Below are 16,090 nucleotides of genomic sequence, written 5' to 3'. Positions count from 1 at the left end.
TAAAATCTGGCGCCGCGATACATCAGAGCCAACACGCATCCCATAGCGGGTAGTCATGAACTCGCGCAACCAATCCCGCGCGTATGGGGTTGCGAACTACGTATCGCGCAATATCCTTCACATCGTCCTCCTTGCGAACGGCTCGGTCGTGATAGCCCTTCTGCCATAACCGCCCTCGCCGTCCCAACGCCTGATTAACGGCCAAACTGCTACGAGACTTGATGCGACACACCACGTTGGCCAATGTTCTATCCCTCAACTGCAAAAGGCAGTGCATATGATCCGGCATCACAACCCAGGTCAAAAAATCCGCCCACCCCTCTTCCTCCACTTCGCGCAGCTGCTTCACGACCAATCGCCCCAGGCGCCAATCAGCAAAAAACGGCTGTCGCTGGTGAACGACCGCCGTTATCAGGTAAATACGTCCAGACTCGGAAAAACGACCAATTCGCAGACGACCAGCATTCGTACAGGCAGGCATTCCATTGCCTCCTTGTCCATTGAAAAGAAAGCCAGAACTCTACAACGTCGCCATGCGACTCGATAACCGCCAATCGCTACCAAATATGAGCGCTCAACTCCCCGTCCGAATCTTGTTCCACACCCGCGTCCGAACCCGGTCAATGTTCAACGGCATCGCTTCCAGGGCGAACAATTTCCCCATCATTTCCGGGCTTGGATAGACCTTGGTGTCGTTCTTGATCGTCGGGTCGATCAGGCTATCGGCCTGTTCGTTGCCATTGGCGTAGTGCACGTAGTTGCTGATGCCGGCCATCACGTCCGGGCGCAGCAGGTAGTTCATGAAGGCGTAGCCGGCCTTGGTGTCCGGGGCGTCGACGGGCATGGCGACCATGTCGAACCAGATCGCGGCGCCCTCCTTGGGAATCGAGTAGCCGATATCGACGCCATTCTTGGCTTCCTTGGCGCGGTTTTCCGCTTGCAGGATGTCGCCGGAGAAGCCGACCGCCACGCAGATATCGCCGTTGGCCAGGTCGCTGGTGTACTTGGACGAGTGGAAATAGCTGACATACGGGCGGACTTTCAGCAACAGCGCTTCGGCCTTTTTATAGTCTTCCGGATTTTTGCTGTGGTGCGGCAGGCCCAGGTAGTTCAGTGCGGCGGGCAGCAGCTCCGGGCCGTTGTCGAGGATGGCCACGCCGCACTTTTGCAGCTTCTGCATATTTTCCGGTTTGAAGATCAGGTCCCAGGAATCCACCGGCGCGTTGTCGCCCAATACGGCTTTGACCTTGGCAATGTTGTAGCCGATGCCGGTGCTGCCCCACAGGTACGGAAAGCCGTGTTCGTTGCCCGGATCGTTGGTCTGCAAGGCTTTGAGCAGCACCGGGTTGAGGTTCTTCCAGTTCGGCAACTGACTCTTGTCGAGTTTCTTCAGCGCCCCGCCTTCAATCTGCCGCGCCATGAAGTGGTTGGACGGAAACACCACGTCGTAACCGGATTTGCCGGTCATCAACTTGCCGTCGAGGGTTTCGTTGCTGTCGTAAACGTCGTAGGTGAAGCCGATGCCGGTTTCTGTCTGGAAATTCTTGGTCGTGTCCGGGGCGATGTAGTCCGACCAGTTGTAGATCTTGACCGTTTCGGCCGCGTGGCCGAGGGTCGCGACCAGTGCAAGGGGCGCCAGAGTCAGTGTCTTTCGGATCATGAGTCGATTCCTGTAGGGGCTATTTTTATTGGCAGGCAATCAAAGGATCAAAAAATCAAAACGTAGGTCTTGCGCACGGTTTCCTGGATATCCCAGATACCGAGACTGTTGGCTGGCAACATCAATGCATCGCCGGCTTCTATGTGCAGGGTTTCACCGCCGTCAGGGGTAAAGGTGCAGCGCCCCTGGATGAAGTGACAGAACTCCTGGGCCACGATCTGCCGACGCCAGCGACCGGGGGTGCACTCCCAGACGCCGGTTTCGACGCCGTCGTCGCGCTCAACGCTGGTGGTCGAGGCCACTGCCACGGGCGTTCCCAGTGGCACAGCGACGGGGTTGGATTCGTCCAGTTTCAGGGTGGCGGTGTTTTTGAATTGCGTGATGCTCATTGGCATACCTATCAATGTTTAGTGCATGAAACCTTCCATGAACCCCGCCACACCACTGGCCAGTTTGCGCCGCCAGGGCGCGGTGGCCGGGTTGGCGAGGGTCTGGTCTTCGTGGACGAAGCTGCGAATGATCGCGTTGTAACCAAGCCAGCGGCAGGGTTCCGGCTCCCAGGCTTTGAGCGCGTCGAAGCCGTTGCTCGGGAGAACCCACGGCTGGCGCACCAGCTCGGTGTCGCGCTCCAGAATCAGATCGGCCAGGGTTCGCCCGCCCAGGTTGCTGGCCCCGACACCCTCCCCGCCATATCCGCCGGACAAGGCGATGCCACTGGCCCGATCGCAGAGCATGTGCGGTTTGAAACGCCGGGACATACCCAGGTTGCCGCCCCAGGCGTGGGTGATGCGTACGTTCTTCAGTTGCGGGAATAGCTCGCCGAACAGATAACGGCGCAGCTCGACTTCGCTGGTGCTCAGGTTGAAGTCATGGCGCAATTTACCGGCAAACTGGTAACCGCCCCGCGCACCGAACACCAGACGGTTGTCGGCGGTGCGCTGGCCGTAGGTGACCTGGCGACTGCTCTCGCCGAAGGCCTGGCCGCGGCTCAAGCCTATTTCGTCCCAAGTCGCGGTGGACAAGGGCTCGGTGGCCACAATCAGGCTCTGCACCGGCAACTGATAACGACCCAGGGGCGGCAACGTGACGGCATAGCCTTCTACCGCGGGCACAATCCAGCGACTGCGCACCTGAGCCTTGGCCGTGCGCAGACTGCCGGCCTGCCACTGGGTGACCGGACTCTTCTCGTAGAGTTTGACGCCCATCCGCTCCACCACTCTGGCCAGACCGCGCACCAACTTTGCCGGGTGAATGGTCGCCACGTGCGGTGCATAGATACCGCCATAAGGCTTGGCCACTCTGATCTGTTGCGCCAATTGCTCGGGACTGAGCCAGCGGTAATCGTTTTCGGTCAGGCCTTGGCGGTAGAGCTTGTCCAGATAGCTGCGCAGACTGGCTTCCTGTTCTGGATAACGGGCCGCGCAATACAGCACGCCACCCTTGCGGTAATCGCAGTCGATGTCTTCGCGTTCGAGGACGATCTCGACTTCATCGGGAATGCTGTGCAACAGATCAAACGAAGCGCGGCGCTGTTCCGGCGCAAGACCGGCGAGCAAGCGGTCCTCGCCCAGCAGATTGCCCATCAACCAGCCGCCATTGCGCCCCGAGGCGCCAAAACCGGCGGTTTGCGCTTCGACGATGGCAATCTCAAGGCCCGGCGCCAGACGTTTGAGGTAATAAGCCGTCCAGAGCCCGGTGTAGCCTGCACCAATGATGGCCACGTCGACGTCCAGATCCTGCTCCAGGGCCGGACGCGCCAGTAACGGCTCGTCGAGTTGATCCATCCACAAACTGATACCGCGCCACGCCGACATACACCACTCCGCCACTCAAAACATCGATGGCGTCGATCCTAATGCGCGACCTCAGAGACTGTCTTGCGCGCGTGCACGCAAAGAAATTTGTTTGACGTAGGCCTTGGGCGACTGGCCGGTGTGCTGACGGAAACAACTGTAGAACGCGGACAGTGAGTTGAAACCGGCGGCAAACGCCAGCTCATCAATGCGCAGCGGTGGCGTGGCGGAGTCCAGCGCGGCGAGCAAATGCTGCAAGCGCGCCTGGTTGACGTAGCGGTAGAAGCTTTGTCCAAGCACCTGATTCAACAGGTAGGAAATCTGATTGCGGCTGTAACCGCACTCCTTCGCCACGCGCTGCAAATCGAGCTCGGGGTCCAGATACGGTTGCTGGCGTTGAAAATATTGCTGCAGGTCTTCGGCCATGAAACTCAGTTGGCGCGGCGACAAACCGAGCCGACTGACCGCCGGGCGCAGGTTGCTGCTGGATTTGCCCGTAGGCTGCTCGCGCACCAGCGACGCGTATTCGTTGACTCGCCAGATCAATCCGTCACGCACGGTAATCGCTTCGCTGGAACGGAACGACACCAACCCGTCGGTGCCGCGCAGGGTCATCTGGTATTGGATGAACGCGGTATTGCCGTCCAGCCGAATGCGATCCGAATGTTCCAGCGCTTCACCGGGGTTGCGCGGCATGCTGTCGCGCACGTACTCGCGCAGTTCGTCCAGGCCCATCACGCGATTCTGAAAAAAGTCGCTGTACTGGATGTCCGGGTGATACAGCGCCATGACGCCGTCCAGGTCCCGGTGTTTCCAGCACAAGTGGTAGCACATGACCGTCTCGCCCGTGGCCTGGGTTTGCAGCGGACCGTCATCATCGATGTGCATAAAGGGCTCGGTGAAATAAACGGAGCTTGCCCAACTTACGACTCGGCTTCAATGGCCGAACTATGATGGCCTTTTGGCGATGATTGCCCCGAGGCGTGACCCATATCAAAAAAAATTGAACCAATCGCCAAACGGACTGAAAAAATCCACATGGTTTTCACATCTGGATGCTACTTTTAAATGCATTCACCGGTTGAACCATTGAAGGTTCTACCCCCCCTCACATGAGCTAAAGGAAGCGCTCGATGACTAAGGTGGGCAACACATGAACAAAGGGTCATTCAGTAAAGTCACCTTTCCAAACGCCTGCCAGCTGATGCGCTGGCATTTTCATCCCATGGGTTTCGAGGCGAGCATGGACGCGCCGGGCAGCATGATTGCCCGTCTTTTTGACCGTGCCAGCGGCGAAACCATGATCGCCATTGCCGGCATTCCGTGCGCGACCGTGATGAATGCAGCGGATGTAGAACGAATAATCGAAGCGGTGGAGGATGAGCTGGAAGCGTTTATCCCGCCGGTGGCGCTCAGGAGTTATGCCTGACGTTGTTTACTGACAGTAAAGAGCCCACATGATGTGGGCTTTTTTGTGGCGCTCATTTTTTGCTGATTTAATACAACCCCCTGTGGGAGCGAGCTTGCTCGCGATGGGGGTGTGTCAGTCGACATGAATATCAGCTGGAAGTCCGCTATCGCGAGCAAGCTCGCTCCCACAGGGGCCAGCGTGTTTATGCGGATTTTGTGGTTTGCCGATGATCCGCAAAGAACGCCTTGCCCTTGCCGACCTTGTCCGAGGCCTTGGGCATATTGACCGCCTGACCGTCCTGGCCATCGACGTACCAATAACAATGACTCACCGCCCGGGTGATACCGACATAGGCCAGCCGCAGAATCTCGTCCTTCTGCGCGGTGTCATAAGCCTCGCTGTCGCCAGCCTTGCCGAGTCCCGCCATGCTATACACCTGGTTTTTATAAGGAGAACTGGTCAGATGCTGGCAATCACCCAGCAAGAACACCGCATCCGCCTGAAGCCCCTTGGCGCTGTGATAGGTCAGTTGCTTCAACCGTCGGGCTTCGTACGGCAAGCTAGAATCCACATTAACTACAGACTTAATATGTTCTTCTATCAATGACTTATCGCTACTTTTTCGATAAAGCATCAAGATTGAATCGCCGCGTTTGTAGTGTTCCATCAACCGCTGCGCCATGCCCTGGTCATCGCGATCCAGTACGTTCACCGGTTGCAACAACTTGGGTTCGCCGCTGGCCTTGGCCTTCTTGCCCGGGATCGCCGGCGCGGCCTTCACGATATGCTCGGCGGCATCAATGATGTGCTGGTGGCTGCGGTAATTGTCGCTGAGCATGACCCGAGTCGTGCTCGGCGACGGGAACTCCTTGTTGAATTCCATGAAATACGTCGGCGAACTGCCGCGCCAGCCATAGATCGACTGCCAATCATCACCGACACAGAGCAGCGACGAACGTTGCGCCCCGCGCCCGACATGCATCGCCGGGCCACGACTGCGGATTTCGGCCAGGCTGGCGCGGATCCACGAGACAATCTGCGGCGATACGTCCTGAAATTCGTCGATCATCAGGTGCGATAGCGGCCGGAGCAGCTCATCGCTCAACAGTTTGAGGTTCTCTGGCGAGTGTTCGCTGAACAAGGCAAACATCCGGTTATAGGTCATCACCGGCGGCTTTTGATCGAGCAAGTGATCCTCCAGCGCGCGCCAGAACAGGCTCAGGGCCTCGAAGAAAAACCGGTCCGGATCGTCCTTGGCGAAGCTCATCCGGCCCACGGCGTCCGGAACGTCCAATCCCAGGTTCTCGATAAACCCGGCGGCAGCCACGAAACAGTCCAGCAACGGCGCCGAACCGAGTTCGCCCTTAACCTTGTAATCGAAGCCCGGACCGGCGCTGGCATCTCCGGCCAACGAGGCCAAAACACGCTTCGATGAATCATAACTATCGATCCATATCAAAGGCTTACGACAGAAAGCTTGAAACAGGGTGCGCTTCACGGCCCATTCGGCCCGCACGCTGAGCTTGGCGTTCGGGCGGCTGACCTGCGGGTTTTCCCGAGGATCGAAGCCCAGCACGACCCAAGCGTCCAGGGTTGGAATATAGCCATGGCAATGAAAGGTCGAGCCGTTGATATCGAACGTCTGCCGGTTGGGCTCGATGCCCTTGATCGGCCAGGCGCCCGCGCGAAACCACAGGTCTTCTATCGTGTCGCAGAGTTCTTCATCGCGCTTGGCGGCAAGTTCGGTCACGGCCATGCGCTTCTGCACATCCGGGTGATCGCGCTCCAGCTCCTTGAGCTGCAAGGCGTGGCGCGACAACGGCTGGATCAGCTCGCGGAAGCGCTCGCTGGTGGTAAACAAACCGTGATAGCAGGCGTTGAGCTGCTGGCGCTGAGCGTCGTTGATGCGCAAGTCGAATGGATTGCTGTCGACGTCCTCGTCGCCGCTGAGCGGGCGACTGCTGAGGTTTTCGAAAGCTTGCAGACGCTCGAACCCCGGCAAGCTGCGGACCATCGGCAGAATTCGCGAGTGAAAGGTGCGCACCAGGTCCCGCGCGTCCTTGAGGCTGAGCGCCCGACCCCACACGCCAAACAGTTCGATCAGCTTATTAATGAAGTCTTTGCGCGACTCGCGGGTGAACGTCACCACGGTCATCGAACTGAGCTCGAACCCGAGGTAGTGCGTCAGCAGCAGAATGCGCAGGACCAAGGTCGTCGACTTGCCCGCGCCCGCCCCGGCGATCACCGAGGTCGAGGGCGTATCGCTGAAGATCATCTTCCACTGCGCGACACTGGGCTGTGCGTGTGGCGGCAACCATCGCGCGACGTCAGCCTTCATGCGTTTCTTGATCTCGGCACTCAACGGCAGCCGCCAATCATCGAACAGGTTGTCATCGACGTTCGGCGGCCTGTGCTCGGTAGAGCGCGAATCGCGGATCAGCAGCACTTGTCGGCCTTCTTCCAGCCCTTCGAGCTTGCCTTCCTTGAACCCATAATCCACCCCGGCGCTGTGACCGCTGCGAAAGCCGTCCGCTTGACCGTGCAGCCAGGATGCTCGGTGTTGTGCGCGCAGTCGGGTCAGGCCATGCCCGAAAAACCGGGCGGCCAGACGCTTGAGTAGCGGCATCTCGGCCAGGGGACGAAGTTCGGGAGGAAGATCGGGGGTGTGTTGCGGCACGCGGACGGACTCCAGGGTGTGAGGCTGTTGAGGGCTATGGTGTCTGTATTTGCTGTTGAGTTCTAGTGAAATGCTTACAGGTCATTGGCTTATGCGATGAAGTGAAGGCTGGATGAGACTGTTTCGAGGTTATTTAACATCAACCTATTCGATTGTTTTGAAGCACTTTTTACGCTTTTTATCGATCATCCCCTGATAGATGATGCTCGCCATCAACCACCGGTTCTTGTTTCGTGGCTCAGGCGCACCGCCCCATGACGAACCTTTTCAGGAGACGATCATGCTTGAACTCAGACCTTTCAACACCTTGGGCGGCGCCCATCATGGCTGGTTGGATGCCCATCACCATTTTTCGTTCGCCGAGTACCACGACCCGAAACGCATGAACTGGGGCAACCTGAGGGTCTGGAACGATGACGTGATCGCTCCCGGCACCGGCTTCCCCCAGCATCCGCATCGAGACATGGAAATCATCACTTACGTCCGCGAAGGTGCCATTACTCACCAGGACAACCTGGGCAACAAGGGTCGCACTGAAGCGGGTGACGTTCAGGTCATGAGCGCCGGCACCGGGATCGCCCACAGCGAATACAACTTGGAATCCACCGAGACCCGGATCTTCCAGATCTGGATCATCCCCAACGAGGCCGGCTCGGCTCCGTCGTGGGGCGCAAAGCCTTTCCCGAAAGGCCAGCGCGAAGGTTTCGTGACCCTGGCCAGCGGCAAGACGGGTGACGATCAAAGCCTGCGGATTCGCGCGGATGCGCGGCTGGTGGCGGCGAACCTAAAGGCCGGGGAATCGGCGGAATATCGTCTGGACGATGGGCGTCGTGCGTACCTGGTTCCGGCAACAGGTGTGATTGAAGTCAATGGCTTGCGTGCACAAGCTCGAGACGGTGTGGCGATCGCCGATGAGCAGGTGTTGCGTGTGACAGCGATTGAAGACAGTGAAATCGTGTTGGTGGATCTGGCTTAAATACCGGGCAAAAAAATGGGCGACCTTGTGGTCGCCCTTTTTTTGTTTGATTTGAGAATTTCGGTGTTCCTGCTGCCGCCTCAATCACTTCGCGGAAATAGCGCCATCCACCAGGGTCTGAGCCTCAGCTACCAACTGTTTGAGGTGCTCATCGCTGATAAAACTTTCCGCATAAATCTTGTAAATGTCCTCGGTGCCCGACGGACGCGCCGCAAACCAGCCGTTTTCGGTCATGACCTTCAAGCCGCCAATGGCCTGATCATTACCCGGCGCATGGCTGAGAATGCTTTGGATCGCTTCCCCGGCCAATTGAGTCGAGGTGACCTGGTCCGGGGACAACTTGCTCAGCAACGCTTTCTGCTCGGGGTTGGCCTTGGCATCAACTCGAACGGAGAACGGTTCGCCCAGTTCATCGGTCAGTGCGCGATAAGCCTGGCTTGGGTCGCGCCCTGTGCGAGCGGTCATTTCTGCCGCCAACAACGCCGGGATCAAACCGTCCTTGTCAGTGCTCCAGACACCACCGTCCTTGCGCAGGAACGAGGCACCTGCGCTCTCTTCGCCGCCGAAGCCCAGGGAGCCATCGAACAGGCCATCGGCAAACCACTTGAAGCCAACCGGCACTTCGTACAGGCGACGACCCAAACGCTTAGCCACCCGATCGATCAGGCCGCTGCTGACCACGGTTTTACCCACGGCGGCATCGGCACGCCATTGCGGGCGATTCTGGAACAGGTAGTCGATGGATACCGCGAGGTAGTTGTTCGGCGCCAACAGGCCACCGGACGGGGTCACAATGCCATGACGGTCGTGATCCGGGTCGCAACCGAAAGCTACGTCGAAACGATCTTTCAGACCGATCAGGCCTTGCATGGCGTGGGTGGACGATGGGTCCATGCGGATCTGCCCGTCCCAATCGACGGTCATGAAACGGAAAGTCGGATCGACCTGGGTGTTGACCACTTCCAGGTCCAGACGGTAATGCTCGGCAATCGCCGACCAGTAGCGCACCCCTGCTCCGCCCAGCGGATCGACACCCAGATGCAGCTTGGCGTCGCGAATGGCGTCGAAGTCGATCACGTTGATCAGGTCGGCGACATAGGTGTTGAGGTAGTCATGTCGATGGGTAGTGCTAGCCTTCAGGGCCTGTTCGTAGCTGATGCGTTTGACGCCGGCCAGCTTGTTGCCGAGGATTTCGTTGGCCTTGGCTTCGATCCACTTGGTGATGTGGGTGTCGGCCGGGCCGCCGTTGGTAGGGTTGTATTTGTAGCCGCCGCTTTGTGGCGGGTTGTGGGACGGCGTAATGACGATACCGTCCGCCAGGCCCGAGGTGCGACCACGGTTGTAGCAAAGAATCGCATGGGAAATGGCCGGGGTCGGCGTGTATTCGTCGCCTTCGGCGATCATCACGGTCACGCCGTTGGCCGCCAGGACTTCAAGGGCGCTGGCACCGGCCGGGGTCGACAGCGCGTGGGTATCGATGCCGACAAACAGCGGGCCGTCGATGCCCTGGGCTTCACGGTACAGGCAGATGGCCTGGCTGATCGCCAGAACGTGCCATTCGTTGAAACTCAAGTCGAACGAGCTGCCTCGGTGACCGGACGTGCCAAAGGCAACGCGCTGGGTCGAGATGGCGGCATCAGGCTGGCCGGTGTAATAGGCCGTAACCAGTCGCGGGATATCGACCAACAATTCTGCCGGTGCCGGTTTGCCCGCAAAAGGACTGAGTGTCATGCAAAACCTCTGAAAAAGAGTGGTTCAGGAATAGGGACGCAGTTTACTGGCAGTTTGACCGCAGCGCGATGGTAACGATCCGCGCCGTCGGCGACCTTTTTTAACGCACCTCAATCCACCGCCTCCAGACGCAACGCATCCCCCAGCAACCCTATTGCAGCGCCGAGGTCATGATCGCCACTGAATGTGTGGCTCAGGCGCAGGTGTTGCCGATGCAGCCCCTGCAGACTGAACAGCTCCCCCGGTGCAATCACCACCTGCTGCTTGAGCAAGCGCTGAAACACCCGACGCACATCGACCTGACGCAACGAACGCGCCCAGATCGTTGCGCCGCCCTGGGGCTCGACCGGCAGCAAGGCGTCCCCCAGTCGTTCATGCAGCATCTGGATCATTTGCACCTGACGATCCTTGAGCAAGCGTCGCAACACCTGCAAATGCTGGTCAATACGTCCGTTGCCATACAGGCGCGCAATGGCTTTCTGGCGGATCGGCGACAGGCGAAACGCACGCAGCAAGAAGTGTCGCTGCAGTTCTTCCCCCAGTTGTCGGGAGAGCAGATAGCCATATGGCGCTTCCGGCCCGATGATTTTCTCGAAGGTCGAAAACACGATCAGCCGGTCAGGGTCCAGAAGGTCGCGAAACCTCGGCCCGTCAAGCTCGAAACCAAGCTCTCCATAACAGTCGTTCTCCAGTACCCAGCATTCATGCCGGGCCAACAGCTGCGCGATCGACTGCCGGTTATCCTGCGGCACCTGGCTGCCTCGCGGCATGCTCAGCCCCGACGAAAGCATCACCAGCCGCACCGGCTGGGTTTCCAGCACGTCCTTGAGTTGTTCCAGATCCAGCGCGCCGCAGGCTTGCAAGGGCAACTCGATCACCCGCACATCCGCTGCCTGGAGCAAACGCAGAATGACCCAATCGCACGGCGACTCAACCACCACCGCGGCGTCCTTGAGGCACAGGATGGTGATCAGTATTTCCAGCACCCCGCGCAGATCGGCACCGATGTAAACCTCATCGGCATGCCAGCAACGCGCTGGCGATGTGGTGTAGCGCGCCGCCAGGGCCGTGCGCAGTTCCAGCTCGCCGCAGGGTTGCGAGGCCGATTGAGGCTGGCGCGGATACTGGCGCAGCAGCTCGCGCTCCAGCATCAGCAACGGGCTGTCCAACGGCTGCAATAGAGCCGGTTCGTCGGCGCTCAACACCAGCATCTCGGGACGCCGCGCGTTGAAATAGACGGTTTCAAGCAAATCATGGCCGCTGGTCAACGGCCCCATGGCGGCAATCGGCTGAGAGTAATAACCGGACTTGGCCACCGAGTAGACCCGCCCTTCCTTCTCCAGTAGCGAATAGGCGTATTGGATCGTCGAGATCGACACGTTCAGGCGCAGCGCCAACTGCCTCAACGAAGGCAGGCGAATCGGCACGCCGCAGCCCGGTTCGTTGATGAGGTGCGTCAAATACCGATACACCGCCTGGTAAGCAAAGTCAGTTTCCCTGGGCCCTTTCATCGGTAATGGCCGGGCACGGTGCAAACGTGTGCTTGAGCGGTGGTGGATCGCAGCAGCCCCTGCACCTTCAAAGCCCCGCTGACAATTCGCCAATCACGTCAGTGTCATCGCTCTGCGGATCTTCGGCGCAAATGCCTTCCTCCGCCGTCACCGTCCTCATGCGATACAGCGTGCCAATCAGGCTGACCGGCAACCCGCTGACATCGACCATCCACTGCACGACCTGTTCCGACACCTGATACCCCTGCATTGCTTTGTGCAGATCCGGCATCGCCACCAGCATGCCGGGATGGCAACTGCGCAGGAAGCGCTCCAGCCCCGCGCCGCCATCGACAAAGGGTGCAAAGATCAGGCAGATCAGTTGGGCCTCGGTCAGCCCCAGGGATTTCAACGCCTCGTCCGCTGCCAGCAAACGCCGTTCGGCCAAGGCGGCCGGGTTGCCGAAGGACTCCAGTGCCAATTCGCAAAAACGCTCCGGCACCAACTTGCGACGCATCATCACCAAGGCTCGCTGCAAGTATTCGGCGATCCCCGTTTCGTAACTTTGGCCCGACACAACAAGCGCGTGTAACCCTCGCAGGTGGGCCGCAATCGCAGGGCTGACGTATTCGCAATCGCTCAGGTGTGCCGCCATCTCGTCGATCTGAATACCCAGGAATTCGGTGAGCAGCGGCCAGCGCTCTTCCAGTTTACCGACCACCATGTCGTGAATATCGATGTTGGTCGTGCGGCGACAGGCTTCGAATCCGCCAAGCGGACGCCACATGGCCTGCTCATGGCCGGCATAGAACTCGCGGTAGTAGTCGCTGCCCAGTTCATCGAGCATGGCGAACAATCCATCGAACCCGGCGACGTTGTAAGTGGAGGTCGCGAGGCTCGCCTTTTGTGCTGCGCGCCTCAATCCATCGAGAAACTGCTTCTGCTGACGCGGTGTTTCGCTGCTGATCAACGCATCGACCCCATTGTCCCACCGGGCAATTTGCCCGTAGAACTCGCCCGTTGTCAGGTAGCCGTCATCCCATAGGTCGAGCGGCCCTTCCCAGGCCCGGCGATGGCCGACCATCAACAGGTTGAGCCGACTCGACTCGCGCCCGGCCTCGGAGATCGGCGCCAAATGATTGAAGGGCAGCACTTCGCGGTTATCCACCATCAACAGTTCGACCCGAGGATCGTCGTAGAGGAACAGTGCCGCGTTGCTGCGATGGATATTCTCCAGCGCCGTGGACCCGCTGCCGCTCAGGCGCAAGGTCGCCACACGCAGCTGAAAGGTCGCAGGGGCGCGGCTGGCGATGCTCAATTGGGCAGCGCGCAGCAACGCCAGGGTGTAGCAACTGTCCAGCGTGCCGGACTGAATCGACATCACCTTGAAGTCGCCGATTCGCTCCATGCCGCCGGCCGACACCACCAGGCGCTGGATCATAAGCTGCAAGGCCGTGCGCTCGGCGCGAGAGAAAAAACTCAGCAGCCTTTGCAGTACTTGCTGGTAAACATAATTCATTGCCTGATCGTGGATTGTGGTCATCAGTGTTTTACCTGGTATTCGGAAGTTCAATGTCACGCAAACAGTGATAGACACTGCGCGACCGATTCACGGTGATGAAGTGCTGGATCCTGTCATGAAATGCTAGCACTTAAGTTTTGGGTAATTATTTGAAATGGTTGCACTCTGCCTATGTCGAGGCGACAGCCACCTCCTCGCAAAGCCAGCCAGGGCAAGGCCTCTGAGTTTTTTCACGACTTCCTAGGAAACTTCCGACAGCGTCCCACAGACAATGAGTACAACAAATAGAGAAAGAAGATACTGATATGTCTTTAGTCATTAAACGTTGTGACATTTGCCCGTTGTCTGTCGCAAACATGCGCTGATTAATATCAGCCGAACGCCCACTCATGACTCATTCCTTGAGATGAAAGTAATCATTCAATTATCAGGGCTTATATGATGATTAGAAGATACAGATCGAAAGCAAAAACCGGTTCAGTTGCTGAAACCTGGCAGACAGAAACGACAATGCCCCCGGCGTGGAGATCACGGAGGGCATTGAGGGGGAAAGCAAAAGAGTCCGTGAGGCACGGACTCTTGCAGAAGGTTTACGCCGGTTCGACCTGAAGGGCGACCCGTTCGCGGCATGGGCATTCGTCCATGTAGCGGTGAGCTTCGACAAACTCGGCAAACGGGAAGACCCGAGTCTTGAGCGGCAACAGCACGCGATCGGCGGTCAACTGGTTAATGTCGCGCAACGCTCGTTGCAACGCCACCTGATCCTGAATGATGCCCAGTTCCGGCTTGCCGGTGAAGTTGCCGATACAGTGCACGAAGAACTGAATGTTCTTCTGGAACGCTGCACACGCCGGGAATGGCGTCTGGTTACCACCTTGCAGGCCATAGAGCACCAGGCTGCCGCGAGGCGCCAGCACGTCGCCGAGCAGCGACATCTGCGGCCCGCCGAGACCATCGAACACCACATCGACGCCACGGTTGTCGGTAATCTTGTTGATCTGCATCAGCAGATCCTGTTCCTCGGTCACGATGACTTTCTCGGCACCGAGGGACAGCAGGTTTTCACGCTCTTCCGCGGTTTTGGTCGCCGCGATCACTCGCACACCCAGGGCTTTGCCCAGTTGTACGAAAGAGGGTCCTGCGCAATGGCTTGCGTCGGTCACCAAGGCAAACTGCCCGGGTTTGACCCGTGCCAGATCGACGTAGGCAAAGTAGGCGATCAGCAACGGCGTATAGTGCACGCTGGCTTCGATCGGGCTCAGCACATCGGGATAGCGAGTCAGTGCCGAACGCGGCAGAACAATCTGCTCGCCGTAGACCGGATAATCGTTAGGGCTCTCGGCCGGGAAGCTGGCGACCTTGTCACCCACCGCCAGGTCATCGACCCCATCGCCCAGTGCCGTCACGACACCCGACATTTCATGGCCAAGGCCTGAAGGCAGACGAGCGTGGGAGGAAGCCAGGTTCTGGCGCCAGAGAATGTCGTACCAGCTGATGCCGATTGCTTCGACGCGCACCTGCACTTCACCTGGTGCAGGCAGAGCGGCCGCATGCTCTTCGCATTTGAGCACCTCGGCTGGACCAAACTTGTGAAAACGGATCGTGCGGGACATCGCAAACCTCGTCAAAGTAACCTCTAATGCCACGAACTCTATCTGGGCTTTCTACCCAAGACCATCAGTGGCTATTAATAGTCGACATGCCTGTCATTGATTCCGCAGCGCCGGCGACATCATCAGATGCCGTAAAAAACCGAAGCAGCCATTTAAGTAAAAAGTGAATTACACGGTGCAGAGTAGCAGCCTTTGCCCGTAAGATTCATGCCGGCCATTGTTCTCATATGGCCGCTCACGTCAAGTTTGCTGACTCTGCCAGGACTCCAGATGAATCGTAATGACCTGCGTCGTGTCGACCTGAACCTGTTGATCGTTTTCGAAACACTGATGCATGAGCGCAGTGTGACCCGTGCTGCGGAGAAATTGTTCCTTGGACAACCCGCTATCAGTGCGGCACTCTCGCGCCTGCGCGGGCTGTTCGATGACCCGCTGTTCGTGCGCACCGGCCGCAGCATGGAACCGTCCGCCCGGGCCGTGGAGATCTTCGCCCTGCTCTCTCCGGCGCTGGACTCGATTTCCACGGCGGTCAGCCGTGCAGCGGAATTCGATCCAGCCACCAGCACTGCGGTGTTTCGGATCGGCTTATCAGACGACGTCGAATTCGCTTTGCTGCCCATGCTGCTCAAACGCCTGCGCGCCGAATCACCGGGTATCGTGCTGGTAGTTCGCCGGGCCAACTACATCCTGATGCCAAGCCTGCTCGCGTCGGGGGAGATTTCCATCGGTGTCAGCTACACCGCCGACCTGCCCGCCAACGCCAAGCGCAAAGTGTTGCGTCGCAGCATGCCGAAGCTGCTGCGGGCCGACACCGTGCCCGGGCCGCTGAGCCTGGACGACTTCTGCGCGCGGCCCCATGCGCTGGTGTCGTTCGCCGGCGACCTGAGCGGCTTTATAGATGAAGAACTCGAAAAACTCGGGCGCAAACGCCATGTCGTGCTCGCAGTGCCGCAGTTCAACGGGCTGAGTACGCTCATCAGCGGGACGGATATTGTCGCCACCGTGCCTGATTACACGGCTGAGGCGTTGACAGCCGCAGGTGGTGTGCGGGCAGAAGATCCACCGTTGCCGGTGCGTACCTTTGAACTGCACATGGCATGGCGTGGGTCGCAGGACAATGACCCGGGCGAGCGTTGGTTGCGGTCGAGGATTCAGATGTTTTTTGGCGATCCGGACAGCCTCTGAGCTTGATTCCACTCGGCTATTAACTGGACCAA

At 58.7% G+C, this 16,090-nt stretch carries 13 protein-coding genes; 3 read left to right on the top strand and 10 right to left on the bottom strand.

The features are described 5' to 3' along the window. Window positions 1–22 precede the first annotated feature (22 nt). The 5 genes from HB680_RS12925 to HB680_RS12905 form a co-directional block, all read right to left on the bottom strand. Window positions 23–481: a transposase gene (locus HB680_RS12925; RefSeq protein ID WP_213939002.1), complete on the bottom strand. Its 459-nt coding sequence runs from the start codon at window positions 479–481 to the stop codon at window positions 23–25. 93 nt (window positions 482–574) lie between these two features. Beyond that, window positions 575–1,660, bottom strand: a complete 1,086-nt coding sequence (locus HB680_RS12920; protein WP_213939001.1) for a polyamine ABC transporter substrate-binding protein — start codon at window positions 1,658–1,660, stop codon at window positions 575–577. A 47-nt stretch (window positions 1,661–1,707) separates the two neighbouring features. Further along, window positions 1,708–2,049 (bottom strand): cupin domain-containing protein, encoded by a 342-nt coding sequence (locus HB680_RS12915; protein ID WP_213939000.1) that lies wholly within the window; start codon window positions 2,047–2,049, stop codon window positions 1,708–1,710. An 18-nt stretch (window positions 2,050–2,067) separates the two neighbouring features. Beyond that, window positions 2,068–3,474, bottom strand: a complete 1,407-nt coding sequence (locus tag HB680_RS12910; RefSeq protein WP_213938999.1) for an FAD-dependent oxidoreductase — start codon at window positions 3,472–3,474, stop codon at window positions 2,068–2,070. Between the two features lie 51 nt (window positions 3,475–3,525). Further along, the gene (locus HB680_RS12905) at window positions 3,526–4,341 is read right to left on the bottom strand and encodes a helix-turn-helix domain-containing protein (RefSeq protein WP_213938998.1); all 816 of its coding nucleotides are present in this window, start codon (window positions 4,339–4,341) and stop codon (window positions 3,526–3,528) included. Between the two features lie 265 nt (window positions 4,342–4,606). Between HB680_RS12905 and HB680_RS12900 the strand changes: the two genes are divergently transcribed. Beyond that, on the top strand, window positions 4,607–4,882 hold the full coding sequence (locus HB680_RS12900; RefSeq protein ID WP_027923219.1) for a DUF1652 domain-containing protein: 276 nt from the start codon (window positions 4,607–4,609) through the stop codon (window positions 4,880–4,882). A 184-nt stretch (window positions 4,883–5,066) separates the two neighbouring features. Here the strand turns inward: HB680_RS12900 and HB680_RS12895 are convergent, their stop codons facing one another. Beyond that, the gene (locus tag HB680_RS12895; RefSeq protein WP_213938997.1) at window positions 5,067–7,541 is read right to left on the bottom strand and encodes a UvrD-helicase domain-containing protein; all 2,475 of its coding nucleotides are present in this window, start codon (window positions 7,539–7,541) and stop codon (window positions 5,067–5,069) included. A gap of 280 nt (window positions 7,542–7,821) precedes the next feature. On the opposite strand from HB680_RS12895, the gene HB680_RS12890 reads away from it, so the two are divergent. After that, window positions 7,822–8,517: a pirin family protein gene (locus tag HB680_RS12890; protein ID WP_213938996.1), complete on the top strand. Its 696-nt coding sequence runs from the start codon at window positions 7,822–7,824 to the stop codon at window positions 8,515–8,517. 84 nt (window positions 8,518–8,601) lie between these two features. Here the strand turns inward: HB680_RS12890 and pgm are convergent, their stop codons facing one another. The 4 genes from pgm to HB680_RS12870 all read right to left on the bottom strand — a co-directional run bounded on the left by pgm (window position 8,602) and on the right by HB680_RS12870 (window position 14,873). Continuing rightward, window positions 8,602–10,248 (bottom strand): phosphoglucomutase (alpha-D-glucose-1,6-bisphosphate-dependent), encoded by a 1,647-nt coding sequence (gene pgm / locus HB680_RS12885; RefSeq protein ID WP_213938995.1) that lies wholly within the window; start codon window positions 10,246–10,248, stop codon window positions 8,602–8,604. A gap of 110 nt (window positions 10,249–10,358) precedes the next feature. After that, window positions 10,359–11,759, bottom strand: coding sequence for a PLP-dependent aminotransferase family protein (locus HB680_RS12880; protein WP_213938994.1), 1,401 nt, complete (start codon window positions 11,757–11,759; stop codon window positions 10,359–10,361). Window positions 11,760–11,826: 67 nt separating this feature from the next. Next, entirely contained in the window at window positions 11,827–13,281 is a 1,455-nt protein-coding gene (locus HB680_RS12875; protein ID WP_213938993.1) for a hypothetical protein, read from the bottom strand. 569 nt (window positions 13,282–13,850) lie between these two features. Next, window positions 13,851–14,873 carry a zinc-dependent alcohol dehydrogenase family protein gene (locus tag HB680_RS12870; protein WP_213938992.1) on the bottom strand — a complete coding sequence of 341 codons (1,023 nt, stop codon included), beginning with the start codon at window positions 14,871–14,873 and terminating at the stop codon, window positions 13,851–13,853. 270 nt (window positions 14,874–15,143) lie between these two features. On the opposite strand from HB680_RS12870, the gene HB680_RS12865 reads away from it, so the two are divergent. Further along, window positions 15,144–16,058 carry a LysR family transcriptional regulator gene (locus tag HB680_RS12865; RefSeq protein ID WP_054046082.1) on the top strand — a complete coding sequence of 305 codons (915 nt, stop codon included), beginning with the start codon at window positions 15,144–15,146 and terminating at the stop codon, window positions 16,056–16,058. Window positions 16,059–16,090 lie beyond the last annotated feature (32 nt).

The organism is Pseudomonas sp. dw_612 (assembly GCF_018449725.1).
GTDB lineage: Bacteria > Pseudomonadota > Gammaproteobacteria > Pseudomonadales > Pseudomonadaceae > Aquipseudomonas.
This window is presented reverse-complemented; position numbering and strand designations above follow the sequence as displayed.

Excerpts from the sequence above, each read along its gene's own strand:
- HB680_RS12925 (WP_213939002.1), bottom strand. The coding sequence starts at position 481 with ATGCCTGCCTGTACGAATGCTGGTCGTCTGCGAATTGGTCGTTTTTCC.
- HB680_RS12920 (WP_213939001.1), bottom strand. The coding sequence starts at position 1,660 with ATGATCCGAAAGACACTGACTCTGGCGCCCCTTGCACTGGTCGCGACC.
- HB680_RS12915 (WP_213939000.1), bottom strand. The coding sequence starts at position 2,049 with ATGAGCATCACGCAATTCAAAAACACCGCCACCCTGAAACTGGACGAA.
- HB680_RS12910 (WP_213938999.1), bottom strand. The coding sequence starts at position 3,474 with ATGTCGGCGTGGCGCGGTATCAGTTTGTGGATGGATCAACTCGACGAG.
- HB680_RS12905 (WP_213938998.1), bottom strand. The coding sequence starts at position 4,341 with ATGCACATCGATGATGACGGTCCGCTGCAAACCCAGGCCACGGGCGAG.
- HB680_RS12900 (WP_027923219.1), top strand. The coding sequence starts at position 4,607 with ATGAACAAAGGGTCATTCAGTAAAGTCACCTTTCCAAACGCCTGCCAG.
- HB680_RS12890 (WP_213938996.1), top strand. The coding sequence starts at position 7,822 with ATGCTTGAACTCAGACCTTTCAACACCTTGGGCGGCGCCCATCATGGC.
- pgm (WP_213938995.1), bottom strand. The coding sequence starts at position 10,248 with ATGACACTCAGTCCTTTTGCGGGCAAACCGGCACCGGCAGAATTGTTG.
- HB680_RS12880 (WP_213938994.1), bottom strand. The coding sequence starts at position 11,759 with ATGAAAGGGCCCAGGGAAACTGACTTTGCTTACCAGGCGGTGTATCGG.
- HB680_RS12875 (WP_213938993.1), bottom strand. The coding sequence starts at position 13,281 with ATGACCACAATCCACGATCAGGCAATGAATTATGTTTACCAGCAAGTA.
- HB680_RS12870 (WP_213938992.1), bottom strand. The coding sequence starts at position 14,873 with ATGTCCCGCACGATCCGTTTTCACAAGTTTGGTCCAGCCGAGGTGCTC.
- HB680_RS12865 (WP_054046082.1), top strand. The coding sequence starts at position 15,144 with ATGAATCGTAATGACCTGCGTCGTGTCGACCTGAACCTGTTGATCGTT.